Source organism: Paenibacillus senegalensis JC66 (assembly GCF_000285515.1).
Taxonomy (GTDB): domain Bacteria; phylum Bacillota; class Bacilli; order Paenibacillales; family NBRC-103111; genus Paenibacillus_L; species Paenibacillus_L senegalensis.
Map to the genome: position 1 here is coordinate 21,611 of NZ_HE610968.1, position 26,625 is coordinate 48,235.

General features: G+C 47.2%; 31 protein-coding genes. 30 read left to right on the top strand and 1 reads right to left on the bottom strand.

Translation table 11 applies throughout. The features are described 5' to 3' along the window. The first annotated feature begins 61 nt into the window (after positions 1 to 61). The 24 genes from PSHG_RS25520 (at position 62) to PSHG_RS25640 (ending at position 18,826) form a co-directional block, all read left to right on the top strand. Entirely contained in the window at positions 62 to 484 is a 423-nt protein-coding gene (locus PSHG_RS25520) for a phage tail terminator family protein (protein ID WP_010279834.1), read from the top strand. Continuing rightward, on the top strand, positions 484 to 669 hold the full coding sequence (locus tag PSHG_RS25525; protein WP_010279837.1) for a hypothetical protein: 186 nt from the start codon (positions 484 to 486) through the stop codon (positions 667 to 669). Before PSHG_RS25520 ends, PSHG_RS25525 begins: the two co-directional genes overlap by 1 nt. Further along, complete coding sequence (locus PSHG_RS25530; RefSeq protein ID WP_010279840.1) at positions 670 to 1,989, top strand: phage tail sheath family protein; 1,320 nt, start codon at positions 670 to 672, stop codon at positions 1,987 to 1,989. It begins immediately after the preceding gene. A gap of 1 nt (position 1,990) precedes the next feature. Further along, positions 1,991 to 2,455 carry a phage tail tube protein gene (locus PSHG_RS25535; protein ID WP_010279843.1) on the top strand — a complete coding sequence of 155 codons (465 nt, stop codon included), beginning with the start codon at positions 1,991 to 1,993 and terminating at the stop codon, positions 2,453 to 2,455. Between the two features lie 22 nt (positions 2,456 to 2,477). Next, on the top strand, positions 2,478 to 2,900 hold the full coding sequence (locus tag PSHG_RS25540) for a phage tail assembly chaperone (RefSeq protein WP_010279845.1): 423 nt from the start codon (positions 2,478 to 2,480) through the stop codon (positions 2,898 to 2,900). Positions 2,901 to 3,093: 193 nt separating this feature from the next. Next, positions 3,094 to 5,052, top strand: a complete 1,959-nt coding sequence (locus PSHG_RS29070; protein WP_010279848.1) for a phage tail tape measure protein — start codon at positions 3,094 to 3,096, stop codon at positions 5,050 to 5,052. Beyond that, complete coding sequence (locus PSHG_RS25550; protein ID WP_010279850.1) at positions 5,052 to 5,744, top strand: LysM peptidoglycan-binding domain-containing protein; 693 nt, start codon at positions 5,052 to 5,054, stop codon at positions 5,742 to 5,744. Before PSHG_RS29070 ends, PSHG_RS25550 begins: the two co-directional genes overlap by 1 nt. An 11-nt stretch (positions 5,745 to 5,755) precedes the next feature. Further along, the gene (locus tag PSHG_RS25555) at positions 5,756 to 6,730 is read left to right on the top strand and encodes an XkdQ/YqbQ family protein (protein ID WP_010279854.1); all 975 of its coding nucleotides are present in this window, start codon (positions 5,756 to 5,758) and stop codon (positions 6,728 to 6,730) included. Next, the gene (locus tag PSHG_RS25560) at positions 6,727 to 7,026 is read left to right on the top strand and encodes a DUF2577 domain-containing protein (RefSeq protein WP_010279859.1); all 300 of its coding nucleotides are present in this window, start codon (positions 6,727 to 6,729) and stop codon (positions 7,024 to 7,026) included. Before PSHG_RS25555 ends, PSHG_RS25560 begins: the two co-directional genes overlap by 4 nt. Then, entirely contained in the window at positions 7,023 to 7,433 is a 411-nt protein-coding gene (locus tag PSHG_RS25565) for a DUF2634 domain-containing protein (protein WP_010279864.1), read from the top strand. Before PSHG_RS25560 ends, PSHG_RS25565 begins: the two co-directional genes overlap by 4 nt. Then, positions 7,426 to 8,520 carry a baseplate J/gp47 family protein gene (locus PSHG_RS25570; RefSeq protein ID WP_010279867.1) on the top strand — a complete coding sequence of 365 codons (1,095 nt, stop codon included), beginning with the start codon at positions 7,426 to 7,428 and terminating at the stop codon, positions 8,518 to 8,520. The genes PSHG_RS25565 and PSHG_RS25570 overlap by 8 nt, the downstream gene beginning before the upstream one ends. Beyond that, entirely contained in the window at positions 8,520 to 9,107 is a 588-nt protein-coding gene (locus tag PSHG_RS25575; RefSeq protein ID WP_010279870.1) for a putative phage tail protein, read from the top strand. Before PSHG_RS25570 ends, PSHG_RS25575 begins: the two co-directional genes overlap by 1 nt. Beyond that, a complete protein-coding gene (locus PSHG_RS25580; protein WP_010279872.1) occupies positions 9,104 to 9,385 on the top strand; it encodes a hypothetical protein in 282 nt (93 codons plus the stop codon). Before PSHG_RS25575 ends, PSHG_RS25580 begins: the two co-directional genes overlap by 4 nt. A 6-nt stretch (positions 9,386 to 9,391) precedes the next feature. Then, the gene (locus PSHG_RS25585; RefSeq protein ID WP_010279874.1) at positions 9,392 to 11,845 is read left to right on the top strand and encodes a pyocin knob domain-containing protein; all 2,454 of its coding nucleotides are present in this window, start codon (positions 9,392 to 9,394) and stop codon (positions 11,843 to 11,845) included. Positions 11,846 to 11,856: 11 nt separating this feature from the next. Further along, a complete protein-coding gene (locus tag PSHG_RS25590; protein WP_010279876.1) occupies positions 11,857 to 12,276 on the top strand; it encodes a hypothetical protein in 420 nt (139 codons plus the stop codon). Then, positions 12,277 to 12,408, top strand: coding sequence for an XkdX family protein (locus PSHG_RS30210; protein WP_010279878.1), 132 nt, complete (start codon positions 12,277 to 12,279; stop codon positions 12,406 to 12,408). A gap of 88 nt (positions 12,409 to 12,496) precedes the next feature. Beyond that, positions 12,497 to 13,804: a pyocin knob domain-containing protein gene (locus PSHG_RS29075; protein ID WP_010279879.1), complete on the top strand. Its 1,308-nt coding sequence runs from the start codon at positions 12,497 to 12,499 to the stop codon at positions 13,802 to 13,804. A 149-nt stretch (positions 13,805 to 13,953) separates the two neighbouring features. Continuing rightward, positions 13,954 to 15,393, top strand: a complete 1,440-nt coding sequence (locus tag PSHG_RS25605; protein ID WP_010279882.1) for a gp53-like domain-containing protein — start codon at positions 13,954 to 13,956, stop codon at positions 15,391 to 15,393. 12 nt (positions 15,394 to 15,405) lie between these two features. Continuing rightward, complete coding sequence (locus PSHG_RS25610) at positions 15,406 to 15,753, top strand: hypothetical protein (protein WP_010279885.1); 348 nt, start codon at positions 15,406 to 15,408, stop codon at positions 15,751 to 15,753. 24 nt (positions 15,754 to 15,777) lie between these two features. Next, positions 15,778 to 15,927 carry an XkdX family protein gene (locus tag PSHG_RS30215; protein WP_010279888.1) on the top strand — a complete coding sequence of 50 codons (150 nt, stop codon included), beginning with the start codon at positions 15,778 to 15,780 and terminating at the stop codon, positions 15,925 to 15,927. Between the two features lie 39 nt (positions 15,928 to 15,966). Continuing rightward, complete coding sequence (locus PSHG_RS29080) at positions 15,967 to 16,251, top strand: BhlA/UviB family holin-like peptide (protein ID WP_010279891.1); 285 nt, start codon at positions 15,967 to 15,969, stop codon at positions 16,249 to 16,251. Between the two features lie 162 nt (positions 16,252 to 16,413). Further along, on the top strand, positions 16,414 to 17,421 hold the full coding sequence (locus PSHG_RS25625) for a phage tail protein (protein ID WP_010279893.1): 1,008 nt from the start codon (positions 16,414 to 16,416) through the stop codon (positions 17,419 to 17,421). A 200-nt stretch (positions 17,422 to 17,621) separates the two neighbouring features. Continuing rightward, positions 17,622 to 17,828, top strand: coding sequence for a phage holin family protein (locus tag PSHG_RS25635; protein WP_262362419.1), 207 nt, complete (start codon positions 17,622 to 17,624; stop codon positions 17,826 to 17,828). Between the two features lie 230 nt (positions 17,829 to 18,058). After that, positions 18,059 to 18,826, top strand: coding sequence for an N-acetylmuramoyl-L-alanine amidase (locus PSHG_RS25640; protein WP_010279896.1), 768 nt, complete (start codon positions 18,059 to 18,061; stop codon positions 18,824 to 18,826). Between the two features lie 220 nt (positions 18,827 to 19,046). Here PSHG_RS25640 and PSHG_RS25645 read toward each other — a convergent pair whose 3' ends face one another. Continuing rightward, on the bottom strand, positions 19,047 to 19,913 hold the full coding sequence (locus PSHG_RS25645; protein WP_081505254.1) for an ankyrin repeat domain-containing protein: 867 nt from the start codon (positions 19,911 to 19,913) through the stop codon (positions 19,047 to 19,049). A gap of 234 nt (positions 19,914 to 20,147) precedes the next feature. Here PSHG_RS25645 and ychF point away from each other — a divergent pair, with 234 nt between their 5' ends. The 6 genes from ychF to PSHG_RS25675 all read left to right on the top strand — a co-directional run bounded on the left by ychF (position 20,148) and on the right by PSHG_RS25675 (position 26,319). Beyond that, positions 20,148 to 21,248, top strand: coding sequence for a redox-regulated ATPase YchF (gene ychF, locus PSHG_RS25650; protein ID WP_010279899.1), 1,101 nt, complete (start codon positions 20,148 to 20,150; stop codon positions 21,246 to 21,248). Positions 21,249 to 21,328: 80 nt separating this feature from the next. Continuing rightward, the gene (prfA, locus tag PSHG_RS25655) at positions 21,329 to 22,396 is read left to right on the top strand and encodes a peptide chain release factor 1 (protein WP_010279901.1); all 1,068 of its coding nucleotides are present in this window, start codon (positions 21,329 to 21,331) and stop codon (positions 22,394 to 22,396) included. Between the two features lie 4 nt (positions 22,397 to 22,400). Continuing rightward, on the top strand, positions 22,401 to 23,306 hold the full coding sequence (gene prmC / locus PSHG_RS25660; protein WP_010279904.1) for a peptide chain release factor N(5)-glutamine methyltransferase: 906 nt from the start codon (positions 22,401 to 22,403) through the stop codon (positions 23,304 to 23,306). Positions 23,307 to 23,460: 154 nt separating this feature from the next. After that, the gene (spoIIR, locus tag PSHG_RS25665) at positions 23,461 to 24,252 is read left to right on the top strand and encodes a stage II sporulation protein R (RefSeq protein WP_010279908.1); all 792 of its coding nucleotides are present in this window, start codon (positions 23,461 to 23,463) and stop codon (positions 24,250 to 24,252) included. A gap of 263 nt (positions 24,253 to 24,515) precedes the next feature. Beyond that, positions 24,516 to 25,607 (top strand): L-threonylcarbamoyladenylate synthase, encoded by a 1,092-nt coding sequence (locus PSHG_RS25670; protein ID WP_010279910.1) that lies wholly within the window; start codon positions 24,516 to 24,518, stop codon positions 25,605 to 25,607. Between the two features lie 151 nt (positions 25,608 to 25,758). Continuing rightward, complete coding sequence (locus PSHG_RS25675) at positions 25,759 to 26,319, top strand: manganese efflux pump MntP (RefSeq protein WP_010279913.1); 561 nt, start codon at positions 25,759 to 25,761, stop codon at positions 26,317 to 26,319. The last annotated feature ends 306 nt before the right edge of the window (positions 26,320 to 26,625 follow it).

A 26,625-nucleotide genomic window follows, 5' to 3' on the forward strand; every position in this document is an offset into this window, starting at 1 on the left:
TATGTTGTCATACGCTTGCCACCTATAAGTGAAGGGACGAATAAAGGAGGGACAAGCCGCCATGACTATTGATTCCATAAGGCAGGGGATCGTGCACACCCTTCAGCAGCATTTTCCGGATATCCCCGTGCTAGCCGGCTCTCCAGGCGAGGATTTCGTCCCGCCAGGGTTCGAGCTTGAAATGTTTCCAGTAGAGCAGAGCAAAGAAATGGGGAGGCGTTACAGACGCTCCCAAGCTTTCGTCATTCGTTACTATCCTGCTGCGGAAACAACCCAAGCGGAGACACTGGCCGTGGCGGAATCGCTGTTATCGGCTCTCGAATATATCGAGGACGAAGGCAGCTTGATTCGCGGAAATCAGTTCCGTGAAGAGATCGTTGACGGAGTATTCCATTTCTATGGAACCTACGCTTTTCACTTAATGAAGCAGAAACCAGCATCAGTACGGATGAGAACCATGAATCAGGAGGGAATAATTCGCTAATGGCCAAGAAAAAAGCAACTCCAAAATCAGAGACTGTGTTCAGCAAGGCGCAATTACTTCAATCGACACAGTTTTCCCAGATTCACAAAGACATTCTTAATGCCCTGTTGGACGAACAAAGTCCATGTACAGTAGAGCACGCTAAACAACAGATTCAGGAATTTTTACAAAGGGAGGCGAAGTAAATGGCAGGAGGAACTTGGACAACACAAAATAAAATTCGTCCGGGTGTTTATATTCAATTTACCGGGGAGTCTAAAGCCCCATCCGTAAGAGGGGAGCGGGGAACGGTTACGATGCCGCTAGTTTTAAGCTGGGGGCCCGAAAAACAAATCATTGAAATTCAAGCGGGTGACAATGTTCAGCAGAAGCTCGGCTATGACTTGACTGCCCCGCAAGTCCTGCTCGTTAAAGAAGCACTGAAGCGGGCTAACAAGCTGCTGCTTTACCGGGTGAACTCTGGCGAGAAAGCAAGAGCGACATTGGGAGAAGGCATTACGGTTATTGCAAAGAACAGCGGCAGCCGTGGAAATGACATCAGCGTCGCGGTAAGGGCTCATGTGGATGAACCCGCAATGACGGAAGTGGTTACGTACTTGTCCGGGGCAGAAGTGGATACGCAAGTGGTGAGCGATACTTCGGAATTGCAGTCTAATGCCTGGGTAGATTTTAGTGGCGAAGGTGCATTGGAGCCGGCAGCCGGCATACGGTTGAGCGGAGGAGAAGATGGAACCGCCACTAACCAGGATTATATGGATTATTTAGAAGCTGTAGGGGCAGAAGACTTTCATACCCTTGCACTGCCTAGTGAGCAAGCTGACCTGAAATCGGTCTGCGTAACGTTTGTCAGACGATTGAGAGAGCTGGAGGGCAAGAAGATTCAAGCCGTTCTCGCAAATCATCCGATTGCCGACTATGAAGGCATCATCAGTGTGAAGAATGGTGTTGTGCTCTCTGATGGGACGAGCCTTGATGCGGCTCAAGCAACCGCTTGGGTAGCTGCTGCTACAGCTGCTGCTGAAGTGAATCAATCCCTTACCTATCAAGCGTATGATGATGCCGTAGACGCAAGCATTCGCTATACTTCCTCGCAAATCGAAGAAGCTTTGCGTTCGGGAGAGCTGGTTTTTGTTCACACCAATGGCCGAGCGGTTGTTGAGCAGGACATCAATACATTGGTCAGCTTTACGCCGCAAAAAGGCAAAGCCTTCTCCAAAAACCGCGTCATCCGCGTATTGGACGGGCTGGCTAACGATTTCAAACGCAAATTTGAACTATATTATATCGGCAAGGTGGACAACAACGCTGACGGCCGCGGTCTGTTCCGCTCGGAATGCGTCAATGACCTGGAGCTTTATCAGAACTTGAACGCGATCCAAAACTTCGATCCGCAGGAGGATATTATGGTTGAGCCTGGTGAGGAGTCAGACAGCATTTACGTGGAAGCCCGCGTCCAACCGGTGGATGCCATTGAAAAAATTTATATGAAAGTGAAGGTGAACTAGAATGGCATTTTTGAGAGCGAGAGATACCATTTCCGGTCAGGAAGGTAGAGCCTACGCTACGATTAATGGCAACATTGAGGAAATGTTCTACATTAAAACGCTGGAAGCGACTGTGGAAAAGGAAAAGGCAGAAATTAAAACGCTGGGAAGACGTGGCACGCAGCACAAAGCGATTGGCTGGAGCGGTACCGGGAGCATGACGATTTATTATGTGACGTCCCGCTTCCGCCAGATGATGTATGAGTATATGAGAAACGGCGTTGATACGTACTTCGACATCAAGATTATTAATCAAGATCCGGCTTCAAGCATCGGCACCCAGGAAGTCGTCTTAAAAGACGTCAACTTGAACAGTGTCGTCATGGCCAGCCTCGATACCGAGTCGGAGGCGTTGGAAGAGGAAGTCGAATTCACTTTTGAAAATATTGAAATTTCGCGAAGCTTTAACGCACCTACTTTAGGCTAATTAAGAAAGGGGAACAAAATAAATGAGTCAATTAAGTGCCTTTTTTGCACAAAATGCATTAGCGGACCTGCATGAAGAAGTCATCGTATCTTCCCGGTTTAAGGATGCTAACGGCCAGCCGATTTCATGGAAGCTCCGAAGCATGACGGAGGAAGAAAATGAAGAGTGCCGCAAAGCGGCTACGCGCAAGGTCAAAGGCAAGGGCGGCGCTTATACTTCGGAAATCAGCTCTGATGATTATGTGGCCAAGCTTGCTGTATCCAGCGTAGTCTTTCCTAACCTGAAGGATGAAGCCCTGCAAAAATCGTATGGAGTCCTCGGAGCGGAAAAGCTGCTTAGAAAAATGCTCCTTCCGGGCGAATATGCGACCCTGATCCAGAAGGTTCAGGAAATCAACGGCTTCGATAAGGATATGGGTGAGCTGATTGACGAAGTAAAAAACTAATCGAAGGAGGGGATGGGGAAGCGAATTACGCTTACTATGCCCTCCACGAGCTATCCATCCTTCCCCATGATCTGGCGAAGATGTCGCGGTACGAGAAGGCCGCGATCTTCGCCATGATCGATATACGCGTAGCCGAGGAAAAGAAAAGGATACGCAAGAAAAAGTAGACAAACCCTGAAGGGGGTGAACGAAATTGAACCTTAATGATTCATTAGCTATGTTTGAAGGGTTTAAGACCTTGAGCAGGGTTCCAAGTAAAATTAATGAGACCTTAATTCGTGGCGTAATTAGAATGAACATTTATCTTGATAAAGGTCATGATAAATTAAAACAAATAGATCAAGCAGTGAGAAATAGTCAATTTATAAAAGGAAATTGGATTAAAAATTTGACAACTTCAATTTCACTGATGTCTCGGATCAATTCTATTATTAATTCTTTGAATAACGCACAGACTCTATTTATCACTTCTATTAGAAATGCAGGTACAGCTTTTCGGAATTTCGTAACTCAAACATTTCAAAAGCCTGGAAAAGGGATCTTCAAAGGGATTAAGGATGAACTAACCTCAATTTATTCATTAGGAAAAAAAATAGCGGGTTTCCTTGGTCCTTCCCTAAAAGCTGCAGGAGAACAGACAAAACTAAAAGATATGTTTGTTGCCAGAACAGGAAGCGAATCTGTTGGGACAGCGATGTTTGAAAAATATAGAAAAGAAGCGTTGCATGCTGGAGTTGATGTAAATAAGTATCTCACGGGAGCACTTGGCAATATGGGGATAACCAAAAATTCAGGACAATTAAGTGAGCTTAATCGCTTAGCTGCTCAAATGAACGTTATGGATCCTTCGGGAAAATTTGAAGATGCTGCTTCTGCCATTAATAATGCTCTCAAAGGAGATGTGAGCTCTCTAGCAAAACAATTTAAAATACCAGAAAAAGACATTGAAAAATTTAAACTTAAAGATCTTGCCGAAACTAAAGATATTGATGGATTTATTCAGCAGTTTGATAAATTACTGGAGTCTGCTGGGATGGGGCGGGAAGCTTTTGAAACGATGATGGACAGTCCAGCAAATCAGTGGACGACTCTTTTAAATATCTTTCAAAATCAACTGGCGGTCATTGGCCAAACGGCATTGGAAGCATTCAGTCCTTTATTGGATATGCTGATAACGATGTTTGAAAGTGGTCAATTAGATCCATTTTTCAATGCTTTAGCTGTAGGGTTTGAAATGTTTGCTTCATTTATTACCTGGTTGGCTTCTTTCGTTCCTCCTGCTTTGGAACTGGTTAAGGCGGGTATAGCAAAAGTGGCTGAAATTTTTATGGGTATGATTCCCATCATAGCTGTTCTGGGCTCCATGCTTTTGTTCTATGTCACTGTAACCAAACTATTTAACGCGATTTCCCAAATTAGTCGAATGGTAATTGCAAGCGTGGTAACAGTAATGAAGGCACTAAATTTAACTATGATAGCTAGTCCGCTAGGTATTATTGTTGGTCTCGTAGCCTTGGCAATCGGCGTTTTTATCGTGTTGCAATCCAGAGTGCATGGTTTAAAACAGACATTCAGTAATGTTTTTGGTTTCATCGTCGATACTGCAGAAACAGCCATCAACTTTATCATTGATTTGATTAATGGATTTATTCGCGGGATTAATGATCTCAGCGGTTTCTTTGCTGGCTTATTAGGAATAGAACACAACGCTATAAGTGAAATCGAATTCAGAGCTGATTTTAGCGGTTTCAAAGAAGCCGGTCAAGATTTTATTGAAGACTTCTCTATGGATGATCTTAAAAATAAATTTAGTATGGATGAAATTGTAGATCAAGGTGATTCTGGAGCCTTAGATCTATGGGATCAACAGCATCCTAATACGCCTATTCCTAAAACCACTACACCAGATATCGGTAAAGTCGGAGAAGTAGGCAAAATCAATGACACTGTCGATGTCGCTAGCGAGGATCTGAAGCTGATGAGGGAGCTGGCGGAGATCCAGAGCATTCAAAATTTCGTCACCTTGACACCAACGGTGCAAATGACGACAGGCGATATTAACAGCGGCTATGATGTCGACAAGATTATTACCCGCATCGAGCAGAAGCTGGAAGAGGAATTCGTATCTGTAGCTGAGGGGGTGTATGCCTAATGTCTGCGACATCTGCGGCCATATGGCTGAGCTATAACAATGAGGAAGAGATTTTCCAGCTTCCGGTTAATCCCCCGTCAATCGAAGTATCCCGGGGAGGCAGCAGCAAGTCCTACTCTGTGCTGGGACTCGGGGAAGTGAATGTTATTAAAGAGCCGGAGCTAAAACAAATCTCCATAGAAAGCTTCTTCCCTGCTGTTACCGATACGCATTTGGTAGTCAGTAGTGAACTGCTTCGACCGATGGAATATGTGCAAAAAATTCTCAAGTGGATGGACAAGATGAGGCCCATTCGGTTTGTCTACAATGCATATAACCCGATTCGGCAGGATATACGGGAATATAACGAGATTAATTTGGCGATGAGCATTGAGGATTTTACCTGGAAAGAAGTTGCCGGTACGCCTGGCGACATCCAGTACAAGCTTTCCTTGAAGGAATATGTATTTTATTCAGCTAAAAAGCTGTACGTAGATGAAAGTTCGCAGCAGCTGGAGGCTGAAGAGCCTCCACGTCCGGTTGAGAGGGAACAGCCGAAAACATACGCTCTGAAACCGGGAGAAGGCTTATGGAGAGTAGCGCAAAAATGTCTCGGGGATGGCTCCCGCTATAAAGAAATTCAACAGCTAAACGGAATCGCTGGTCATCAGCTTAATAAGCTGCCGATCGGAATGGTTCTTAAGCTGCCTTAGGGGGTTGCCGGATGAGCTATGAAATCAAGCTGGATAACCGCAACGGCAACGTATGGGATATCAGCTCTTTGGTGAGCGGGGCTACCTGGAAAACGACCCGTATCGGATCGCCCGCCTCATTAGATGTCACTTTTCTAACGGGAGCTCTCTACCAAAGCCGGGAGTTTACTTTTGGCAATGGGGATGTTATTCGACTGCGGAAAAACGGGGTCGATTTGTTCTATGGATATATATTTTCCATAGATCGGGGCAGGGACGAAGAAGTTAAGGTCAAAGCGTATGATCAAATCCGTTATTTGATGAACAACGACACTTATTTGTTTACTAACGTCACCGCTACTCAGGTCATTCAACGCATTGCCGAGGATTGTCAGTTAAAGACAGGGGTGCTGGAAGACACCGGCCACGTTATTCCAACTATGCTTGAAGATAATAAAAAGCTCTTGGATATCATCTACAAGGCTCTGGATTTAACGCTTGTGGCAAATCTTGGGTTGTACGTGTTCTACGATGATTATGGCTCGCTTAGGCTGCGGAATATTAACAATTGGAGCATTGATTTGGTGCTGGGGCCGCAAAGCCTGCTCTATGATTACAGCTATTCCACTTCGATTGATTCGGACACGTACAACCGTGTCAAGGTCGTGCAGGATAACAAGCAGACCAACAGTAGGGATGTCTATATTGCCCAGGATAGTGCTAATATTGCCCGCTGGGGACGTCTGCAGTTGTTTGAGAAGGCGGATGACAACTTTAATGAAGCGCAGATTAAAAATTTGCTGGATCGTCTCATTCGCTTAAGAAACCGTGAAACGAAAACACTGAAGCTGGATGCGCTAGGCGACCTGCGTGTAAGAGCAGGCTGTATGCTTCCGGTTATTATTGAAGACTTGGATATCCGTACCCATTTCCTGGTTGAGGACTGCACCCATCAGCTTCAGGGGGCTGATCATACGATGAGTCTAAATTTGAAGGTGATCGAATGAAAATGATTGAAATTATTAAAAAAGCCGGTGTCGGAGCAGTGGAAGCCGGAAGTCCCGTAGCCGTCGTGTACGGAACGGTTCAACGAACGAATCCTTTGGAAGTCAGGGTGGATCAGCGCACCTTGCTGCCAAAGGATTTTTTAATTATCCCTGAGCATTTGACTGAATACAAATTAAACCTGGACGGACGGGAATGGCTCGTCCGCCGGGGAATTGAACAGGGCGACAAGCTGATTCTCTTGCGTATGCAAGGAGGACAAAGCTTCATCGCTCTTGGCAGGGTGGTGAGCCAATGATACCTCAAGGCGCCAGACTTGGCGAAATAGAAAATACAAGACCGCGGCAAAAGCCAAGCCGTACTTACCGGATTTTACCCGATCAAAGAAGGATTTCCGGCAAAGTGGACGGCTTGGAGGCTGTTAAACAGGCAGTCGCTAAAATTTTGCGGACGGAAAGATACGAGTATTTAATCTACAGCTTTAATTACGGAAGTGAGCTTAAAAGCTTGATTGGCGGGGATCGTTTGTATGTTCAATCTGAAATGGCCCGGCGGATTAAAGAAGCTCTACTGCAAGATGATCGAATAGAAAATGTCACCGATTTCGACTGGAGCTTTTCTTTAGATGGAATAACGGTTCAATGCACCGTACAGTCCAGCTACGGAACGTTTGAGGTGAGTCAGGAGGTGGGGCAGGATGTATGAACAGCAAACCTATGAAGCTATTTTGCAGAGGATGCTGAGACGGGTTCCCGATGATCTGGACAAAAGAGAAGGCAGTATTATTTATGATGCACTGGCTCCAGCTGCAGCAGAATTAGCCCAATTTTATATAGACTTGGATAATCAATATACACTTTCCTTTGCAGATACAGCCAGCGGTGAATATTTAGGGCGACGAACGAAAGAGTTCGGGGTCGTACGCTTTCCGGCGACAAAGGCGAAACGCTGGGGTTCGTTTACTAATGCCCAAGGACAGCCTGTTTCGGTACCATTGGGAAACCGTTTTTCTATTAATGGTGTATATTACAGAGTCGTTGAAGCTCGTGCACCTGGACAATACATTCTGGAGGCGGAGCTGCCCGGTGCGGAAGGGAATGCCCATTATGGCACGCTGCTCCCGGTTGACCATGTGGAAGGCTTGGCTATAGCTCAGCTTGGCGATATTTATGCGGCCGGTGTGGATGAGGAATCAGACGAAGCGCTTCGCCAGCGTTTTTATGAGGTTGTTAATGAACAGCCTTTTGGAGGAAATGTGTCTGATTATAAGCAAAAACTAAGCGGGTTCTCCGGAGTTGGTGGTGTAAAGGTATATCCGGTTTGGAACGGCGGAGGTACGGTGAAGTGCACGATCATTGGCAGTGACTTTTCTTCTCCTTCGCCGGAGCTGGTCGATGAGATTCAAACCAAGGTAGATCCGGAGGTAAACAACGGAGAAGGTTTGGGTCTTGCTCCAATAGGACACAAAGTGACGGTTACAGGCACCGAGAGTATAGATATTTCACTGGAAACTAAGCTTACTCTGTCCATGGATACGAGTGTTGAACAAATCCGTGAGGAACTGGAAGAAGCGGTTGACGAATATTTATTGTCGCTGCGTAAGAGCTGGAAGGACGAGCCTTACCTTACGGTACGGACGAGTCATATCGAAGCCAGGATCCTGTCCATTAACGGGATTGAAGATGTTGCCGATACGAAGTTGAACGGAGGACAAGGGAATGTTCAGCTTGGTACTGATGAAATTCCTGTACTTGGGGCTGTGACATTGCTTGTTGAGGATGGTGAAGCTTAATGAGTGATCCGATTCTGTCCTATTTGCCAGAATGGTACAGCCAAATTCGCGAAATGAAGCAGCTGGCCGAGGTAGAGGATAGGGAGACCGCCGAATTGGAGCGGGCGCTTCAACGCTTGCTGGACGATCAGTTTGTCGAAACCGCAAGTGAACGCGCCATTCGCCGCCGGGAACTGCAATTAGGCATTCGCGCCGACCCAGTTAACGAGGATTTGCAATTGCGCCGGCTTCGCTTGATTAATCGTTATTCAACTAGACCGCCATTTACGTTGCGGTATTTGCAGGACCGGTTGGATTTCTTGCTGGAGCCGGGCCGGGCATCAGTTCGAGTCGATGTAGAGAATTTTATTTTGACTCTGACGACCAGTGTAGAGGATGCGAATCTTTTTCGCGAAGTGGAGTACACCGTCAAGACGGTTGTACCAGCCAATATTGTTTATCAGCAGGAAACGGCAATTAAAGATCAAATCGGCTTGCAAGAGAAGATTTCTTACCTGCCTCTTACCAGGGAAACCCGGTTGTCAACGGGATGGAGACTCGGGGTAGTGCCTTTTGCCAGCGAAGGATCGGAGGTCATCGTTAAATGATAGTTACCAGCTATCTGAATGATATAGCACAATATACCGAAGGCAAGATCCATAAAGTGGTGCTTAATGACATCTATGAAATCACTCAATTCGAAAATAAGGATATGGAGGACAAGACCGTATTTCTCAAGTACATGGTGCCGGAGAACTCTGTAACTCATATTGAAAAGATTGAACTGCAAACGAGCAATAATGAGGTTATCAGCCGTAACTTAGTCTCTATACCGATTACGGCCGATACCGTTCTTCTGCAATACATTGAAGTGAAGGAGGTTTAATCCGGTATGGCTTACCAAGGAAAAACCGACTGGAACTATGACGACCTGGTCACCGAGCAGGATATGAACCGGATTGAGCAGGGGATTGAGGAGCTTAGCGACGAGTTGGTTAAGAAAGAAGCCCATTCGTTGGCCCTGGTTCCCGGAATTCAGAACGTAACCAGTGAGAGGGACACTCCCTTGAAAGTAACAGGGATTAAGGGGAGGACCCTGGTTAATTTGCTGGGGAGGGATGGGAACTGTGAGGATTTGAGCCGCTGGGGCAGGTATCAAGTTACGAATGAACTTGATGAGGACAATTTTACCATTGGTACTCGAGGGTTGAAGACGATAGCTGCCTCCTCAGGCGGCGGAAGCTCCTATTTGGTAACGAGGGTAAATTTGGAGCAGACTAAGTTTTATATTTTATTAGGTATGTTGAAAAACGGAAATGCAGTAGATACAACTCTATCCATATCGGGGTTTTACGGACAAACTCGCAGTAATGTCGTTACCCGGACAGACCGTTTTGAACTGGCTTACACTAAAATAACAGGTCTGGAGAATGAACAGAGTCGGGTAGCAGTTAATATAACACCTAGAAACCCTGGTAATTATGTATTTGCGGATGAAATTCGTCTCTATGAAGTTACAGCGGAAGAATTTGAGGCGATTGACCAGATGTCGCCTGAGGAGATAGCAGCCGCTTACCCGTATGTCGATTCGCTGCAAAATGTAAATGCAGTCTACATCACTAACCGTTCCGAGGATGGCAGGGAGTCGTATCTGTATCTGCCCACCTGCCAGCTGGCTTCCAATATGGAGGGGACAGTTGCGGATCAGATGTACATGGATAATGAAGGTAAGCCGAGGGTTGTGAGACGGTTTAGGCGTTTAGAAATTAATGATGACGTGGAGATGTACTTATCTCGACAATTCGAGGGGTATAAAGTAATTGCTATAACCAATGTCGCTTCTGATTGGGACACATCTTCGGGCAGTACAATGATTAATAAAACCCGTTTAGTTGATTTTGATGGAAGAGCAATTCCATATAACTCTAGTGATTCCGCAGGCTGGGGCACTGTAACTAATCATCAAATTTGGCAGTCTCGTTTGTATATCTCTATTCCAAATGAGTTGAGCGGTTGGGGAGACGATTATACTCCTTATGTTGGGGAAATACGAGCGTTTTTCAACGGTTGGAGAATGTATCAGCAAGGTAATCGAGCTACCCCATATACGAGTGGACTAAAGCAATGGTATAAAATCAATTATCCCAACGAATCTAGCGTCAGCAATGTTCCAACATCAAGTTATTCCGAATGGAATCACTATCTCCTTCTATATCAACTGGCCGAACCCGTGGATGAACCACTTGAGCACGAAGGCAGCTTAATGCTCTACAAAGGAGCGAATCAAATTGAAGTAGGAACTGGTATCGTGGTCATGGAGAAAGCCAATCCAAGGCAAGGCACAACAAATGTAACAATAAATGGAGGGGCTGATCATTCTTCGAAATTAGTCAATAGGGCATTGAGAATACAACTGGTTTATCGAAATTCAAGGAAAGATAACCTCTGGAGATTAGTACAGCGCGGTGCTGTTGATGCTTTCTATGGTATAGGTGCTGCAGACTTGAATCCATCTAATTTTGATCCCTCAGCAGTTTACCACGTCACTTATTTAGCTCTAGACACCTACAAGCTAGGCATTGTACCAGCTTTTCTGGACACAGAGTATGCATCAAATTTACGAGGTACTGTGGATGATCTGGTCCGGGGGAATAAAGATGTTATTAATTGGGTCACACAAGACGTGACACAGATTTTGAATTTTATGATGGGTCTTAACTCGCTCGGGATCGGACAAGGGGCAACCCCTAGATTATCGACCAATCTTAACAATGAACTGGATAATGGATGGTTGCAAGTTAATGTTGGAACAACTTTAAACGCCCCTGTCGAGGTTCCTTGGGGGCTATGTCGCGTCGATAGAAGGTCTTCTTCGGAAGTCTACCAAACGGTTTACCGGACAGATACATTATCAATCCGGATTTTTGTAAGGAAGCTTAATAGCGGGAATTGGACACCATGGGCCGAGTTAATTAATAGTACCGGCGGTACGATGAATGGGACACTTAAGCTAGCTGCGGATATCCCACTAGTATTTAAAGGTACAGATTATGACACGCCCGGTAAAAGGAACTTTCGCTTTGATGTTATCGGCGACCTTTTTCGCTTGCAGGCATTGAATGAAAACGAGTTATGGCTACGGGAGTTAATGGAGGTCAATCATGATGGGACAGTTATTCGTTTCGGTAATGGAAATATATCGTTTTTTTGGGGAAGCGGTGCTCCAGAAGGGGCGACTTCGGCAAGAATCGGCTCGTTTTATATACGCATAACTGGCGGCACAGGTACAACACTTTACGTGAAGCGTTCAGGAACCGGCAATACTGGCTGGCACGCCGTGGCATAGGAGGGCTCAAAATGCTTAAAACATGCGTATTTGATAAAGATGGTCAACTGATTAATATTGGCGAATGGGATGAAGGGCTCCAATTGGTTGAAGTTGGTACAAAAACAATAGTCATTAGCAAGGCTGTCACAGATGAGGAAGGAAACATTATCGAACCAGAAGTGACGCAGCAGCATCCAATCTATGAAGAGCATGCCACCAATCTGCTTCCGGATGGTGCATATTTCGAAGAGCATGCGGTTATCTACGATGTTGAGCATGGATGGCGGCTTGCCGGAGCACCAACGACGACGAAAACACCGGTACAGCAATTAGAAGAGGATAACTCTTTTCTTGCTATGAGGCTGGCAACCACACAAGCACGCCTCGAGCAAGCAGAGCGCGAACAGGCTCAACTATTAATATTACTTGTGACCGAGGGGGTGATCTAAATGGACTGGTTTGCTATCATCAAACGACATTACACTGAAGGTCGCTACAAGGAAGCAGATGTAGCCGTATTTGTAGATGCAGGAAAAATAACGAAAAGGCAGTATAAACAGATTACGGGAGTTAGGTACTAGGCAATCACAACCCCAACTTCATTCGACATTTCAATGTCATCCACTACACTTATGGACTTTGATTCTTATCGTGGAAAGGGAGTTAACCATGACTTACCAGGGAAGAACTGATTGGCAATACAATGATATCGTTACGGAAGACGACCTTAACCGCATAGAGCAAGGGATACAAGAAGTTTCAGAACAAATAAGCAGTACTGGCCAGGATGTCGCAGATCACATTTCAGATAGCACTAGGCACATTACTGCCGATGAACGTACTTCATGGAACGCGGCTCAACAAAATGCAATAAATTGGGCTAAAAGTTATGGATTGGGGAGCAGTGCTCCTGTTATTAGTGATTTAAACAACATACCCATTACCTCTGGTACAGGCTTTTATACTACAACAGGATCAACTGCCAACACACCTCCAGGTATAAATGCCAATGGTGCTGTCATCCACATTGCAAGAGATCATCGACCTTCTCAAATATATATTAACTATTCAAGCAACAGAATGTTTGTAAGAGGTTACGATGGGACAAGTTGGAATAACTGGTCGGAGGTTTGGACAGCTTCAAGTTTTAATCCTAGCGGTAAGGTGAATATTGCCGGGGATGTAATGGCAGGAAACTTGACCATTGATAAAAGTCGACCCCTCTTATTTTTTCGGGATAGGAACGATAGTAATACCGCGCTCAATGGAGTTGTACATCAGAGCTCTAACGGGACATCTTTATATTCTATCGGGGTTTCTACAGCTAATGATACCTGGAATATTTATGATCACACCGCCGGGACAACTGCTCTTCAAATACGGCCAGGCAGCGGTCCAAATGATTTTAGGTATCGAGGTGGAGAGGTTTGGCACGCGGGTAATTTTGATCCTAATTCCAAAGCAGGATTTTCAGGAGCAAAAGTTCTTGCGAATGGTTCCTGGGCAGGTATTAGAGCAAATGCAACGGGTAACACGAATCCAGAAATAGATCTATATCATGAAGGAGTACGACGCGGCTTAATCAATGCAGAAGCCGGTTCCGTACAAATTAGAAAATACTCTGCAGATGGGTTAAACATTGAATCTAGATTCCACCTAACAAGTTCTGGCGCTACGTTAAATGGTAATGAGCTCTGGCACAATGGCAATAACACTGCAAGCTTATCCACAACAGGATATCAGCGGCTAGCAAGTGGACTGATTATCCAATGGGGTGATGTCGTTGCTACCAGAGGTGCAACTATAACTTTTCCCATATCATTTCCGTCCAGCGTGTATCAGGTTGCTGCAACTTTAAATCAGGCTGACGTTGAACCCATAGGCATAACTGGTTTAGGAAGAACGGGATTTACTGTCAACCATAACAATAATAGCACTATAGGAAGGCATATTCGTTATATAGCCATAGGACGCTGAGGAAGGTGACGAAAGGATAATCGACCAACGGTCAGCGATAGGCGTAGGAAAGCTCCGCCAAAAAGCCGGAGCTTTTTATAATGCTTAATCACTTCATTAAACTATTTTCATAAGCGTCTTTTGCAAACAAAAATGGGGGGAGGTTAACTATGGCTTATCAAGGTAAAACAGATTGGAGTTACGATGATATCGTCACCGAGCAGGATATGAACCGGATCGAACGAGGCCTTCAAGAGGTATCAGAACAGACTGATAGCGTGGAACAAGCTGTTATAGATCATCTTTCGGATAATGAGAGGCACATTACCCAAGCTGAGAGAGACGAGTGGAATGCTAAAGAGACGCCCGCAGGTGCACAAGAGAAGGCTGATTCGGTACAAGGAGAACTGAATTGGCACCGCAACTCTACAATTGTTCATGGTGCCACATCCGAAGCTTCCGCAGATCGGATTGCCTTGCGGGACAGCAACGGTAGATTAAAGATTGCTAACGGCAGTGACGGCCAAGACGCTATCAATCTTTCTCAACTAACTGCTCATGCCGACAATAATACAATTCACATCACAGCTGCGGAACGGGCTGATTGGAATGCCAAAGAGACTCCTGCAGGCGCACAAGCCAAAGCCGATGCCGTACAGGCTAGTTTAAATAGCCATTCCAATAATACGAGTAACCCACATAACGTAACCAGTCAGCAAATTACAGAAATTCCTTACCGAGCGGCTACAGTAAGTGGGAATGAGCACCCTATAGGCGTAACTACATTTGCAGTACCTAGCGGATCTGGGACGGGAATTGAAGATGGTTATCCGGTTAGTTTAATAAATGCTTTGAATTTTAAAATAGACAATTCACGGTTATCGCAGATGGTTTACAATGCGGGAAGCGGTACTGCCCGATCTTGGATACGACACTGGAGGAGTGATACGGGGTGGTCGGACTTTAATGAAGTCGTTACTTCTTCCGGTGGTACCATTAGTGGGAATCTATCGATTGGAAATGCTACGTCAGGCACCCATGCGCTTAACCGAAATACTGCCGATGATCGCTATGCAAGAACTGGAGCAATGAATACCTTCTCCAACTCTCAGACATTTGAACAAAATATTTATGCTAGGGGCAATTTTCCTTTGCACTTTTTGGGCACGACGGCAGACACGCCAAACAAAAGAAACTACCGCTGGGACGTTGCTGGGGACGAGTTGCGCCTACAAGCACTTGACGATAACCTTGCTTATACCGGACCCATCCTTAATATGAAACATGATGGGAGTAACTTTAATTTCAATGGCAGAGTAGTCTGGCACGCAGGAAATAATACAAGAGGGTCTGCATCTTCGGGAGGGTATCAGAGATTGGCAAATGGGCTGATTTTACAGTGGGGGGCTAGGACTGCAGTAAGTCCTCACGTACGAACTAGTGTAACTTTCCCTATTGCCTTTTCGTCATCTCCCCAAATGATATCTGCAACAGTTGATAGCGACACACCCTCAACTGCATCCATTGCTGCTGGAACTGCGACCCAATTTTACCTTATACACAATGACCCAGTATCAAGGCAGATCCTGTGGTTTGCTATTGGCCTTTAGGAGGGGGATAAAGTGCAATACTACGCAGATTTCGATGATAAAGGAAACATGTCCGGGTTTTATGTGGATGAGATTCACGGTGACGCTATACCAAAGACAGCTATTCCTATTACCGAGGAAGAGTGGCGTGCTTACGTTGCGGAGACATGGAAATACAAGCTCGACAATGGCACTATCCGCGAGAAAACGCAAGAAGAACTGGATGAGGAAGCGGCCAAGCTTCCACCCGCACCTCCTTCGGCGGAGGAGAGAATCACACAGCTCGAGGCCGAGAATGCGGATCTGTGGTACGAGATAATGTGGAAAAAGAGAAAGAGCGAAGGCATGTTCAGTAAACTGCGATTTGGCAAAAAATCCTGATGGCAGAGTTAGGAGGCGATATAAATGTCGGTATGGGCACAGCGGATTAAGCGATTTTACGACAAGCAACTATGGACTATTGATCAGGTGAAAGATGGAGTAAGAACAGGCGCGATCACAATTGAAGACTACGAGAAAATCACAGGTCAATCATATGAAAGCTCTGCCGAATAGGCGGGGCTTTTTTATATACCGAAAGGGGCGAACCAAGGGATGGAGACACAGGTGTTTAATGCTGCCGCCACCCAAGGGTTTTTTGCCATTTTGTTTGTCAGCCTGCTGTTCTATGTTATCAAAACGCAGGACAAGCGCGAGCAAAAGGGGGAAGAGCGGGAACGACAGTTGATTCAAGCTCTGGAACAAGCCCAGCGTAACAACCAGCAATTGGCGCTTGCCGTTCAGAAGCTGTCGGAGGATGTGGAAGACATCAACCAGAAGCTCAGCAGCGGCAGCCAAACCAGCGTCAATAACGGCAGCGAACGAAAGAACAGGTTGTAGATCCCGATGCAGCAATATCTTTGGTTTTTTATAATTTGTTGGTTTTTATAGCTTGGGGCACCGGAGCTGGCTGAGGTTTGTTTCACGAGTCGTAATTCATTGCCGGACGCAGGCCTCATCTATGAAAATAAATACTTTTTTTACAAAGGAGAGGAAGAAACAATGATGTTAACTAAAAAGAGAGGGTTACGCGCTATGGCTGTCATTCTTATGCTGGCGCTCGGCCTGACCCTGGCTATGCCATTCGCTTCCGCGGCATGTCCGGATGGTGATCCGCTAGGCTATTTAAGCTACAAACCATTGACTCACAGTACAACGCCTTTTGGCGAGGGAAATTCGGTAACTACGGTAACAGACCATAATCCAGACACCAGCTACACCTTACCGAAAAACCAATATTTGACGATCGATCTTGGAAAAGAAGTGTCAGCGACAGCTCTGAAAGTACAAGCTTCGCAACCGGTTGACGTATATTATTACAGCTCCGGCCGCCAACTGATGACCGTTACGGATGTTACTTATTTATACAACGGTGCTCCAGACGGAACCATCAAGTACACGAACGAAGAAGTAAGAAATGTCCGCTATATTTCATTTAGCTACAGCGGTCAAGAAGATGGGGTCAACATTCAGGAATTGAACATTTATGGAGGTGCGCCTGTACCGTGGCCAGATGCACCGTCTTACTTGTGGGCATATGGCGAAGACAATGAAGTCTACCTTCATTGGCCAGATGTAAGCGAAGCTGTCTACTACAACGTTAAAAAATCAACTTCTCCGGAAGGTCCGTTTGTAACCGTGACCTCTAGTGTATACACCCATTATTCCGACTTCGATGTCTATAACGGCCAAACCTATTTTTATACCGTTACAGCAGTAGACAAGCACAATGGGGAAAGTCCGCCTTCGCGCGTTGCATGGGCTACTCCGGAGGCCCGATCCATGGAGCGTGGAATTTTGCTCATTACGATGGACAACGGGTTAGAGCGCGAGTTTGACCTGTGGAATTGGGAGCTCGAGGCCTTCACCAAATGGTACGAGAACCGCTCGGAAGGACGGGGGCCGGCTGCTTATGTAATCGAAAGACATGAAAATCGGGGGCCGTTCCTGGATCGCAAAGAGTATATCGTTTTTGATAAGATTTTGTATTTCCGAATTAATCGTTATTAAGAATGGGGTACGAAGGAAGATTGTAGAGACAGGATAGCAACGTGAAAAAGCAAACCCAAAAGCAAACCGAAAAGCAAACCCAAAAGCAAACCCAAAAGCAAACCGAAAAGCAAACCCAAAAGCATGACAAAAACGATAAGGAAGTCTTTTGCTGATAAAAGGAGGGCGCGACAATAGAAGGGTATGGGAAAAAGAAACGGCTGCGCAATTACGGATTTTGGATGGCCTTGATCTCCCAGTTGTTATTGGCCGTTCAAATCGGGGCCAAGGTGTTGTTTGACTATACAATAACCGACGATTGGTCGACCGGGATCGTGCTGTTGGCCGATGCTGTTTTAGTCGTCCTGGCCACGCTTGGCATCATAAGCAATCCAACCAAGCCGGAGGGCAAAGGTTTCAATTTATAGCTGGATTGTCGAATGCTAATGAAAAAAGGAAAATCGGGATTTATTGCAACAGCCACAATATAAATCCGAATTTATTTAATTCAATTTCAAAGGAGCCCTCTTTTCACTATAGAAAAGGGGGCTTTGACCATGCTTAATCAGGGAAACCCGACCATCTTATGCTCTTCTGTTACAGGAGTACAAGCCATTGATATCGGCAAGGCATAAATTAAAGCATGGAGGTGATGATCATGGCTAAAATTTTTATCGATCCTGGTCACGGAGGAACAGATCCCGGTGCGGTAGGCAATGGTCTGCAGGAGAAAAATGTGAATTTACAAATCGCATTGAGAGTTCGCGATATTCTGCTCAACGAATACGACAATGTAACGGTTCGGATGAGCCGAACTGGAGATCAGACGGTTAGCTTGGGGCAAAGAACCAATGCAGCTAATTCCTGGGGAGCAGATTATTTTCTATCCATTCACATCAATGCGGGTGGCGGGACCGGTTTTGAGAGCTTCATTTATCCCGGAGTCGGCGCACCGACCACAACTTACCGCAATCATGTGCATGATCAAATTATAAATCGTGTTGATTTTACAGATCGCGGCAAAAAAACAGCGAACTTTCATGTTTTACGGGAATCCAATATGCCCGCGGTGCTGACGGAAAACGGGTTTATAGACCGGGCGGCCGACGCAAACAAACTCAAAACCCCATCTTTCATTGAAGCATTGGCGCGCGGTCATGCGGTAGGCGTAGCAAGAGCCTTTAACTTACCGCCAAAATCCGGAGGCACGACTCTCTATAAAGTTCAAATTGGCGCTTTCAGCATTCGCGCCAATGCGGAAGCAATGGCTGCAGATGCACGCTCCAAAGGCTTTTCCCCTTATATCGCGTTTACGGGGGGACTGTACAAAGTACAGCTAGGCGCATTCTCCGTCCGTGCGAATGCGGAAGCTTTGGCTCAACAGGCCAGAGCGGCAGGTTACTCACCCATTATCGTTCAGGAATAACGCAGTAACGGTAATGTAAATGCATGTATGTCCTGGCGATCCCTTTGTTTTCTCCCTTCCCCAGCAGATTTTCAATTAGTGGGGGAGGGAGGCGATCGAACAGTGCCGACCATCGTTCATATAGCTGCTCCTGGGGCCCAATGCTTTGGGAGCAAACCCTATCTGTCCGATTATTCACCACAAGTGACAAGAAAAAGCCCCGCAAGAAAGTTCTTTTTATTTATTCCGCAGGATTACCTAACCCTTTCTTTTCAAACAGTTCCATAGCCTCGTATTTTTCTAATTCGACAGCTAATTCATAGGGAGTCCGGTTTTCCTCATCTACTTTGGTCAAGTCAATATCTTTATGATTCAATAAACTTTCCACAATCGGCATCACCCACTCTACACGATCTGAAAAGGCAACAGCAAGATGAAGAGGCGACCACTTCTCTTGGTCGTTGGGAATACCTTCATCATTGGGATCAGCGCCTCTTTGCAGCAAGTAATCCACTTTTTCACTATTATAGGATCCGATAGCTGATAGTAGTAATGTGCTTCCATGAGGGGATATAACATTTAAATCGGCCCTCTCATCTTCAGCCAGCACTTTTAACATATCGGCTGTCCTCGCAATAAAAAGTAAAGGCGTTCCATCATCATCCACTCCGTTAGGATCCGCGCCTTTTTCCAGTAATAAAGATACCAATTGTAAATCTTCTTGATTTTTATAGGAGTATTGGTGCCAATAAGTCAAGACATACTTAAGAAGTTCGTCCAGCTCTTTTATTTCGGACTCTTCAATAATGGCTTCGACAACGTCGAAATGATTGCTGGAAGCAGCTTCAAGCAAGGAACGGGCTGCCTGTTCTCCTTCGGTTATGGGTTGAGCTGAAGATTGAGGCGTGGACTGGGGTGAAGACTGGAGAGCCGGCCGAGATGCTGATGTATCGGATGAAGGTTGAAGTGATGCTGACGGGGTCCCCGACCCGGATGGCTCATAAGAATCGTCATTCTGTACCAAGGTACAGCCAGCAAGCAGAATGAAGGCGGCAAGAAAGTAGATTTTCATTGCGTTTCTCCTTTCAGACTTCTTTTTATAGTACATACAAGCAGCCGAAAATCCCTATCCGCAAAAGGTCAAACGCAAGGAAGGAAGCCTTGTATCCTTTTGTTTTTCCATGGTGATGGGTTTGCCGCTATCCCTGTTAACCCTGTTATTCCTGTTAAGCCTGTTGTGTAATATTATACCGGATGTTTGCGTGCTATGGAGCTTTTTCCAATAATGCGGTATAATATCTTGATGACTTGATTTGTTAACAATAAGGGAGTTGCATTATAGATGGCTTTGAAAGCAGGAATTGTCGGTCTTCCAAATGTGGGAAAATCGACTTTGTTCAATGCAATTACACAAGCGGGGGCGGAATCGGCGAACTATCCGTTTTGTACGATTGATCCGAATGTCGGAGTGGTGGAGGTGCCGGATGAGCGTCTGCAAAAGCTGGCCGACATCGTTAACCCGAACCGGATTGTGCCTACAGCTTTTGAATTTGTCGATATAGCCGGACTGGTCAAAGGAGCGAGCAAAGGGGAAGGACTCGGCAACAAATTCCTTGCGCATATCCGCGAAGTGGATGCGATTGTTCATGTGGTCCGCTGCTTCCAGGACGAAAATATTACCCATGTATCCGGAAAAGTCGATCCGATCAGTGATATTGAAACGATCAACCTGGAGCTTATTCTGGCCGATCTCGATTCGGTAGAGAAGCGGATTGAGCGTTCACGCAAGAACATGAAGGGCGGGGACAAAAAAGTCGCTGCCGAAGTAGAATGTCTGGAGCGGATCAAAACGGCCCTCCTGGAGGAAAAACCGGTACGCAGCGTAGAACTCAGCGATGAGGATCGCTTGCTCATTCGGGATTTGCACCTGCTGACGATCAAGCCGATTTTGTATGCGGCCAATGTCAGCGAAGAAGAAGCCGGCAATGCCGACGGGAATGAATACGTCGAGCAGGTTCGGAATTATGCTGCGAAAGAAGGGGCAGAGGTTGTTCCGATCAGTGCGAAGGTGGAATCGGAAATTGCCGAGCTGGAAGGTGAGGACCGCGAGATGTTCCTGGCAGAGCTTGGCCTTCAGGAATCCGGTCTGGACCGTTTGATCCGTGCGGCATATAAGCTTCTTGGCCTATACACATATTTTACGGCAGGCGTACAGGAAGTGCGGGCCTGGACCATTCGTAAGGGAACCAAGGCTCCGCAAGCTGCAGCTGTCATTCATACCGATTTTGAGCGGGGATTCATTCGTGCGGAAGTGGTATCCTATGAAGACCTGACTGCTGCCGGATCGATGAACGCGGCCAAAGAAAGAGGCCAGCTGCGGCTCGAGGGCAAGGAATACGTTGTGCAGGATGGCGATGTGATGCACTTCCGGTTTAACGTTTAGCCGGCTCATTAGCCCGCAAACGGATTTCGGATTTGAATCAGTAATGAAAGATACAATCTTGTACATTGAGGTGAAAGACCATGCTGGACCGGTTGCAATCATTGGCGGACCGTTACGAAAAGCTGAGTGAGCTGCTGTGTGACCCGGATGTCGCAGGCGACTCCAAAAAACTAAGAGAATACTCCAAAGAGCAGTCGGATCTGCAGGAAGCTTTTGATGCCTACACCGAATACAAGTCGGTAATGGAACAATTACAGTCTGCCAAGGCAATGCAGAACGAGAAGCTGGATGAGGAAATGCGCGAGCTTGTCAAAATGGAAATTGCCGAGCTGGAGGAACGCAAGGAAAAGCTCGAGGAAGAAATTAAAATTTTGATGCTGCCAAAAGACCCCAATGATGAGAAGAACGTCATTGTGGAAATCCGTGGAGCGGCCGGCGGGGACGAAGCGGCATTGTTCGCGGCTGATCTGTATCGGATGTATACCCGTTACGCCGACTCACAGGGCTGGAAGACCGAGGTCCTGGAGGCAAGCCTGAACGATCTTGGCGGGTTCAAAGAAATCATTTTTATGATCAGCGGGAAGGGCGCCTACAGCAAGCTCAAATTCGAAAGCGGCGCGCATCGGGTACAGCGTATTCCTGTAACGGAATCCGGCGGCCGCATCCATACGTCCACTTCCACAGTGGTCGTCATTCCGGAGGCTCAGGAGATCGAGGTGGATATCAAGGAAAGCGATATTCGCGTAGATACCTTCTGCTCCAGTGGTGCCGGCGGACAATCCGTCAACACAACCAAGTCTGCTGTGCGGGTAACCCATCTGCCGACAGGGATTGTGGCTACATGCCAAGACGGCAAGTCGCAAAACTCTAACAAGGAAAAAGCGCTGCAGGTGCTTCGTGCACGGATTTACGATAAATTTTTGCAAGAAGAGCAGCAGAAGTACGACAGCGAGAGAAAAAGCAAAGTGGGAACCGGGGATCGCAGTGAGCGGATCCGTACGTACAACTTTCCGCAAAGCCGGGTGACCGATCACCGTATCGGACTGACCCTGCATCGTTTGGAAACGATCATGAACGGAGAGCTGGAGGAGATCGTTTCTGCTTTAACCGTAGCGACCCAGGCGGAGCTATTGGAAAAAGGAGAGTAAATCCATGACGCTGCCCAAACCGTTAACGATACGTGAAGCCTATTTGCAGGCTTCTTCTTTTTTGGCGGACCATCTGGTGAATGATCCGGCAATTTGCGCAGAGATTATGCTCCAGAAGCTGCTGCAGCTGGACCGCACGACGCTGCTGCTTAATTGGGAGCGAGCGTTCCCCGAGGAGCATGGGGACGTTTGGCGGCAGTGGGTCCTGAGAAAAGCGGCAGGAGAGCCGGTTCAGTACATTACCGGGGAGCAGGAGTTTTACGGGCTGACGTTCCAGGTGACTCCGGCTGTGCTGATTCCCCGCCCGGAGACCGAGCTTTTAGTTGAAGCCATTGTGCGTAAAGGCAAGGAACGGTGGGCACCGACGGATCAGCCGTTAGCCGTCGATATCGGGACGGGCAGCGGGGCCATTATCGCGACTTTGGTCTCACAGTGTCCGAGCTGGAAAGGCTGGGCCGTCGATTTATCCGGAGAAGCACTGCTCGTAGCTCAATCGAATGCCCGGCGGCTTGGGGTAGCGGATCGGATTGAGTGGCTTCACGGTGATTTGCTAAAGCCTGTCCTTGCCCTTCAGCAGCATCAGGAGCCGAAGCAAAAAGTAAATATTCTTGTATCCAACCCGCCCTATATCACCACAGAAGAAATGAAGCATTTGCAGCGCGAGGTCGCGGAGCATGAGCCGGTGCTGGCCCTGCATGGCGGGCAGGATGGCATGGACAGCTATCGGCAACTGATTGCAGATATGCGCTTGCTGCCAGAGCTCCCGGAGCTCATCGGCTTTGAAGTAGGGCATGAGCAGGCGGAGGCTGTAGCTTCTCTGCTTGATGGAGAGAAGGGCTGGGGGCAGATCGAGATCGTGAAAGACTTAGCGGGGATTAGCCGGCATGTATTGGCTTATGATTTACGGTAAGGTTATAACCTATGACGACAGGGTCCGATGACTGGCAATCTGGCAAACTTTAAATCTTTCAATTAATCTAGCAGAGGAAGTATAGCTCTTCTCTTTTCTGACCATAATGAGTACTAGATTCGGATCGTACTGGTTGAAGAGAGGAGCATCTTCTATGGTTAAGCGAGTATCTTACCGTTCTTATTTTTATATAGCTTTTGCCCTTATTCTATTAATGATTAGCTGGGAATCTAACAAAACCAATGCGGCCCTGCTGACGACAGAAATTCCACAGGAAGCAATTCGTTTGCGCATTTTGGCCAACTCCGATTCGGTACAGGATCAGGCTTTGAAAAGACTGGTCAGAGATGCGATTGTCGAAGAAATGAACCAATGGGTGACAGGTCCCGCCACCATTGAAGAGGCCAGAGACGTAGTGGCCGATCATTTGCCTGATATTCATCAACTGGTGACGACCCTTCTCGCAGAAAGAGGCTTCACTTATGAGGTTGACGTGGAGCTAGGCGAGGTGGACTTTCCTACAAAAATGTACGGCTCCAAGGTGTATCCTGCCGGTGTCTATGAGGCTTTGAAAATATCGATCGGCAGTGCCCAGGGACAAAATTGGTGGTGTGTCTTGTTTCCGCCGTTGTGCTTCGTAGATTTGGCGATGGGTGAAGCGGTGCCGGAATCGGACTTGGTTGAGGACAGCGATGAGCAGGCCAATAAAAAAGCGGAAAAACAAGCTGGTAAGCAAACTGATAAGCAAGCCGGTAAGCATGCAGATGAACAAGCTGACAAACAAGCCGAAAAACAAGCAGTGGCGGCAAATGCTTCAGCAGATAGCGATAGCGAGCAGGAAAAGACGGAAGCTTCCCTGCCGATTGAATCGAAGAAGCAGGTGCGGTTCTTCTTAGTGGATGCTGTGCAGAACCTGTTTGCTTCAGTAAAAGGCTGGTTCGCATAAGGGTTATTTATCTTATCTGAAAACCGCCGCCGCTGTTCTTGCACATGAACATGTAACGGTCATTCCCTCATACAATCACTATCCCTTACTAGCCTGGTTCCTTACAGTACTTATAGCTTACAGCACTTATTTTCTTGACGGCTTGGTTACTTATAGCTTACAGCACTTATTTCCTTGCCAAACTAAAATATAGCTCTTATTTCTTTTCTAGCTTGGGATCGGGAAAGAAACTGCCTTATTAAACTATTAAAGGGTGAACCTGAATGAAGACAGAATTGTGGTCCGTTCCCCCCCACCCCCGCCCGGATGATCCGGGCATTGCGGCTGCGGCCCGAATGCTCCGGGCCGGGGGGCGCGTCGCCTTTCCGACCGAAACGGTGTACGGTCTTGGTGCTGACGCGCGCAGCGCTGAGGCGGTGCAGGGCATCTTCACCGCCAAAGGCCGGCCAGCGGATAACCCGCTCATCGTCCATATAGCCGACAGGTCTCAACTTAACGGTCTTGTTGACCGTTTGGATGAGACCTCTCGGCGTTTAATGGACGCTTTCTGGCCGGGGCCGCTGACGCTGGTGCTGCCGGCTGTGCCGGGCGCCGTCTCCGCCAAAGTTACGGCGGGGCTGGCTACCGTAGCGGTGCGGATGCCGGACCATCCGGTAGCATTGAGCCTGATTCAGGCGGCTCAATGTCCGGTGGCGGCACCAAGCGCTAATCGATCAGGGCGTCCCAGTCCGACACAGGCTTCGCATGTGATGGAGGATCTGGACGGCTTGATCGATGGCCTGATCGACGCCGGGGAAACCGGCGTCGGAGTCGAATCCACCGTCGTTGAGGTCATCGACGGTGTGATCCATGTGCTGCGGCCCGGAGGGGTCACAGCTGAACAGCTGCAGGAGGTGGCTCCTGTGGCGAATAGCGCCGAAGACAAGCATCAGCCGACTGCAGCGGACGCAAAAGGAGCGAGCAGTGAAAGCGGCCAAGCGCCTAAATCCCCGGGCACCAAATATACCCATTACGCCCCGATAGGCGAAATGATTATCGTTAGCGGGGAAGAGAATCGGCGGACGGCCTGGATTCAGGCGGCTTTGCAGGAAGCCCGGCTGCAAGGCCGGCGCACAGGCGTGCTCACCTTTGAAGCCCGGCGCGAGCAGTTTGCAGCCGACTGGATTGAAACGATAGGCCGCAATCCCGAGGACTCTGAAGCGGCGGCTCGTCTCCTGTACCGGGCTTTGCGTCGCATGGACGAGCAGCAGGTCGCGCTCATCCTGGCGGAAGCTGTGGAGCCGGCCGGACTGGGCGAAGCGGTCATGAACCGGATGATAAAGGCGGCCGGCCAACGGTTTATTAACCTGCAATAAGGGTTAAGATGTGTCAAGATTGAACATCGCCGAATTTATTATTTTTTACCTCGCCTGCTCTCCAAATCTATCGTAAAATCAGGAACTTACTGGTAATTTTCCCCCGGTTGTCCGCATATGTTGAAAGGGAACATGGACAGGGGGTTAAAGCATGGGATGGAGTCCGTCAGAATGGGGACAATTAATGACTCTTTTACTGATGGCTGCCGCATTGGGAATGGACGCGCTATCCTTGGGAGTCGGCATTGGGCTGAAGGGAATTCGGATCCTGACGATTTTAAAAGTAAGTGTCATTGTGGCGATATTTCATACGATTTTGCCGTTGTTCGGCATGTTCATGGGCAAATACTTCAGTATGATCTTGGGAGAGCTTGCGGTAACAGTTGGCGGCGGATTGCTGATTCTTCTGGGAGCCCATATGATTTACAGCGCATTTTTGGGAGACGGGGTACAATCGATTGTATTTCAAAACCTGTGGGGTCTCCTGCTAATAGCTTTAATGGTGAGTCTGGATTCCTTTTCTGTAGGGGTATCGATGGGTATGGTGGTTGATGATATTTGGCTCACCGTATTGCTGTTCGGCTTCTTTGGCGGAGCTATGGCGATGCTTGGCTTGGCGATCGGCCGCAAGTTCGGGCACTGGACAGGCAATTATGGAGAAGCCTTGGGAGGCCTGGTGCTGCTGGTGTTTGGACTTTATTTTATTGTGTAATGATTTCCTTATCCTGTATTTGGGGTACAATAAAAGTACACACCGGACAGTGAAACGCTGATCTTTGATGGTTTTATGGGTGAGTATGCCGCGTAAGCTGCATAAGTCGATTTCACCAATTTATGTTGACGGCCATGGAGCCGAGACAAGCCCTGCTAAGCTAGCGACTAGTTGACTAGAGGCTCATATTTTGAGGTAATAACAGACATGGACAAAAATATTATTCCACATCGATCGAAGCTTCAGCGTATAGAAGTCGGTCACATGTGTTGGCCAGGTAGAATACAATTACAGATCAAATACTGC

Bases quoted from the DNA above. Each gene is read 5' to 3' on its own strand.
- PSHG_RS25520 (WP_010279834.1), top strand. From the start codon at position 62: ATGACTATTGATTCCATAAGGCAGGGGATCGTGCACACCCTTCAGCAG.
- PSHG_RS25525 (WP_010279837.1), top strand. From the start codon at position 484: ATGGCCAAGAAAAAAGCAACTCCAAAATCAGAGACTGTGTTCAGCAAG.
- PSHG_RS25530 (WP_010279840.1), top strand. From the start codon at position 670: ATGGCAGGAGGAACTTGGACAACACAAAATAAAATTCGTCCGGGTGTT.
- PSHG_RS25535 (WP_010279843.1), top strand. From the start codon at position 1,991: ATGGCATTTTTGAGAGCGAGAGATACCATTTCCGGTCAGGAAGGTAGA.
- PSHG_RS25540 (WP_010279845.1), top strand. From the start codon at position 2,478: ATGAGTCAATTAAGTGCCTTTTTTGCACAAAATGCATTAGCGGACCTG.
- PSHG_RS25550 (WP_010279850.1), top strand. From the start codon at position 5,052: ATGTCTGCGACATCTGCGGCCATATGGCTGAGCTATAACAATGAGGAA.
- PSHG_RS25555 (WP_010279854.1), top strand. From the start codon at position 5,756: ATGAGCTATGAAATCAAGCTGGATAACCGCAACGGCAACGTATGGGAT.
- PSHG_RS25560 (WP_010279859.1), top strand. From the start codon at position 6,727: ATGAAAATGATTGAAATTATTAAAAAAGCCGGTGTCGGAGCAGTGGAA.
- PSHG_RS25565 (WP_010279864.1), top strand. From the start codon at position 7,023: ATGATACCTCAAGGCGCCAGACTTGGCGAAATAGAAAATACAAGACCG.
- PSHG_RS25570 (WP_010279867.1), top strand. From the start codon at position 7,426: ATGTATGAACAGCAAACCTATGAAGCTATTTTGCAGAGGATGCTGAGA.
- PSHG_RS25575 (WP_010279870.1), top strand. From the start codon at position 8,520: ATGAGTGATCCGATTCTGTCCTATTTGCCAGAATGGTACAGCCAAATT.
- PSHG_RS25580 (WP_010279872.1), top strand. From the start codon at position 9,104: ATGATAGTTACCAGCTATCTGAATGATATAGCACAATATACCGAAGGC.
- PSHG_RS25585 (WP_010279874.1), top strand. From the start codon at position 9,392: ATGGCTTACCAAGGAAAAACCGACTGGAACTATGACGACCTGGTCACC.
- PSHG_RS25590 (WP_010279876.1), top strand. From the start codon at position 11,857: ATGCTTAAAACATGCGTATTTGATAAAGATGGTCAACTGATTAATATT.
- PSHG_RS30210 (WP_010279878.1), top strand. From the start codon at position 12,277: ATGGACTGGTTTGCTATCATCAAACGACATTACACTGAAGGTCGCTAC.
- PSHG_RS29075 (WP_010279879.1), top strand. From the start codon at position 12,497: ATGACTTACCAGGGAAGAACTGATTGGCAATACAATGATATCGTTACG.
- PSHG_RS25605 (WP_010279882.1), top strand. From the start codon at position 13,954: ATGGCTTATCAAGGTAAAACAGATTGGAGTTACGATGATATCGTCACC.
- PSHG_RS30215 (WP_010279888.1), top strand. From the start codon at position 15,778: ATGTCGGTATGGGCACAGCGGATTAAGCGATTTTACGACAAGCAACTA.
- PSHG_RS29080 (WP_010279891.1), top strand. From the start codon at position 15,967: ATGGAGACACAGGTGTTTAATGCTGCCGCCACCCAAGGGTTTTTTGCC.
- PSHG_RS25625 (WP_010279893.1), top strand. From the start codon at position 16,414: ATGATGTTAACTAAAAAGAGAGGGTTACGCGCTATGGCTGTCATTCTT.
- PSHG_RS25640 (WP_010279896.1), top strand. From the start codon at position 18,059: ATGGCTAAAATTTTTATCGATCCTGGTCACGGAGGAACAGATCCCGGT.
- PSHG_RS25645 (WP_081505254.1), bottom strand. From the start codon at position 19,913: ATGTACTATAAAAAGAAGTCTGAAAGGAGAAACGCAATGAAAATCTAC.
- ychF (WP_010279899.1), top strand. From the start codon at position 20,148: ATGGCTTTGAAAGCAGGAATTGTCGGTCTTCCAAATGTGGGAAAATCG.
- prfA (WP_010279901.1), top strand. From the start codon at position 21,329: ATGCTGGACCGGTTGCAATCATTGGCGGACCGTTACGAAAAGCTGAGT.
- prmC (WP_010279904.1), top strand. From the start codon at position 22,401: ATGACGCTGCCCAAACCGTTAACGATACGTGAAGCCTATTTGCAGGCT.
- spoIIR (WP_010279908.1), top strand. From the start codon at position 23,461: ATGGTTAAGCGAGTATCTTACCGTTCTTATTTTTATATAGCTTTTGCC.
- PSHG_RS25670 (WP_010279910.1), top strand. From the start codon at position 24,516: ATGAAGACAGAATTGTGGTCCGTTCCCCCCCACCCCCGCCCGGATGAT.
- PSHG_RS25675 (WP_010279913.1), top strand. From the start codon at position 25,759: ATGGGATGGAGTCCGTCAGAATGGGGACAATTAATGACTCTTTTACTG.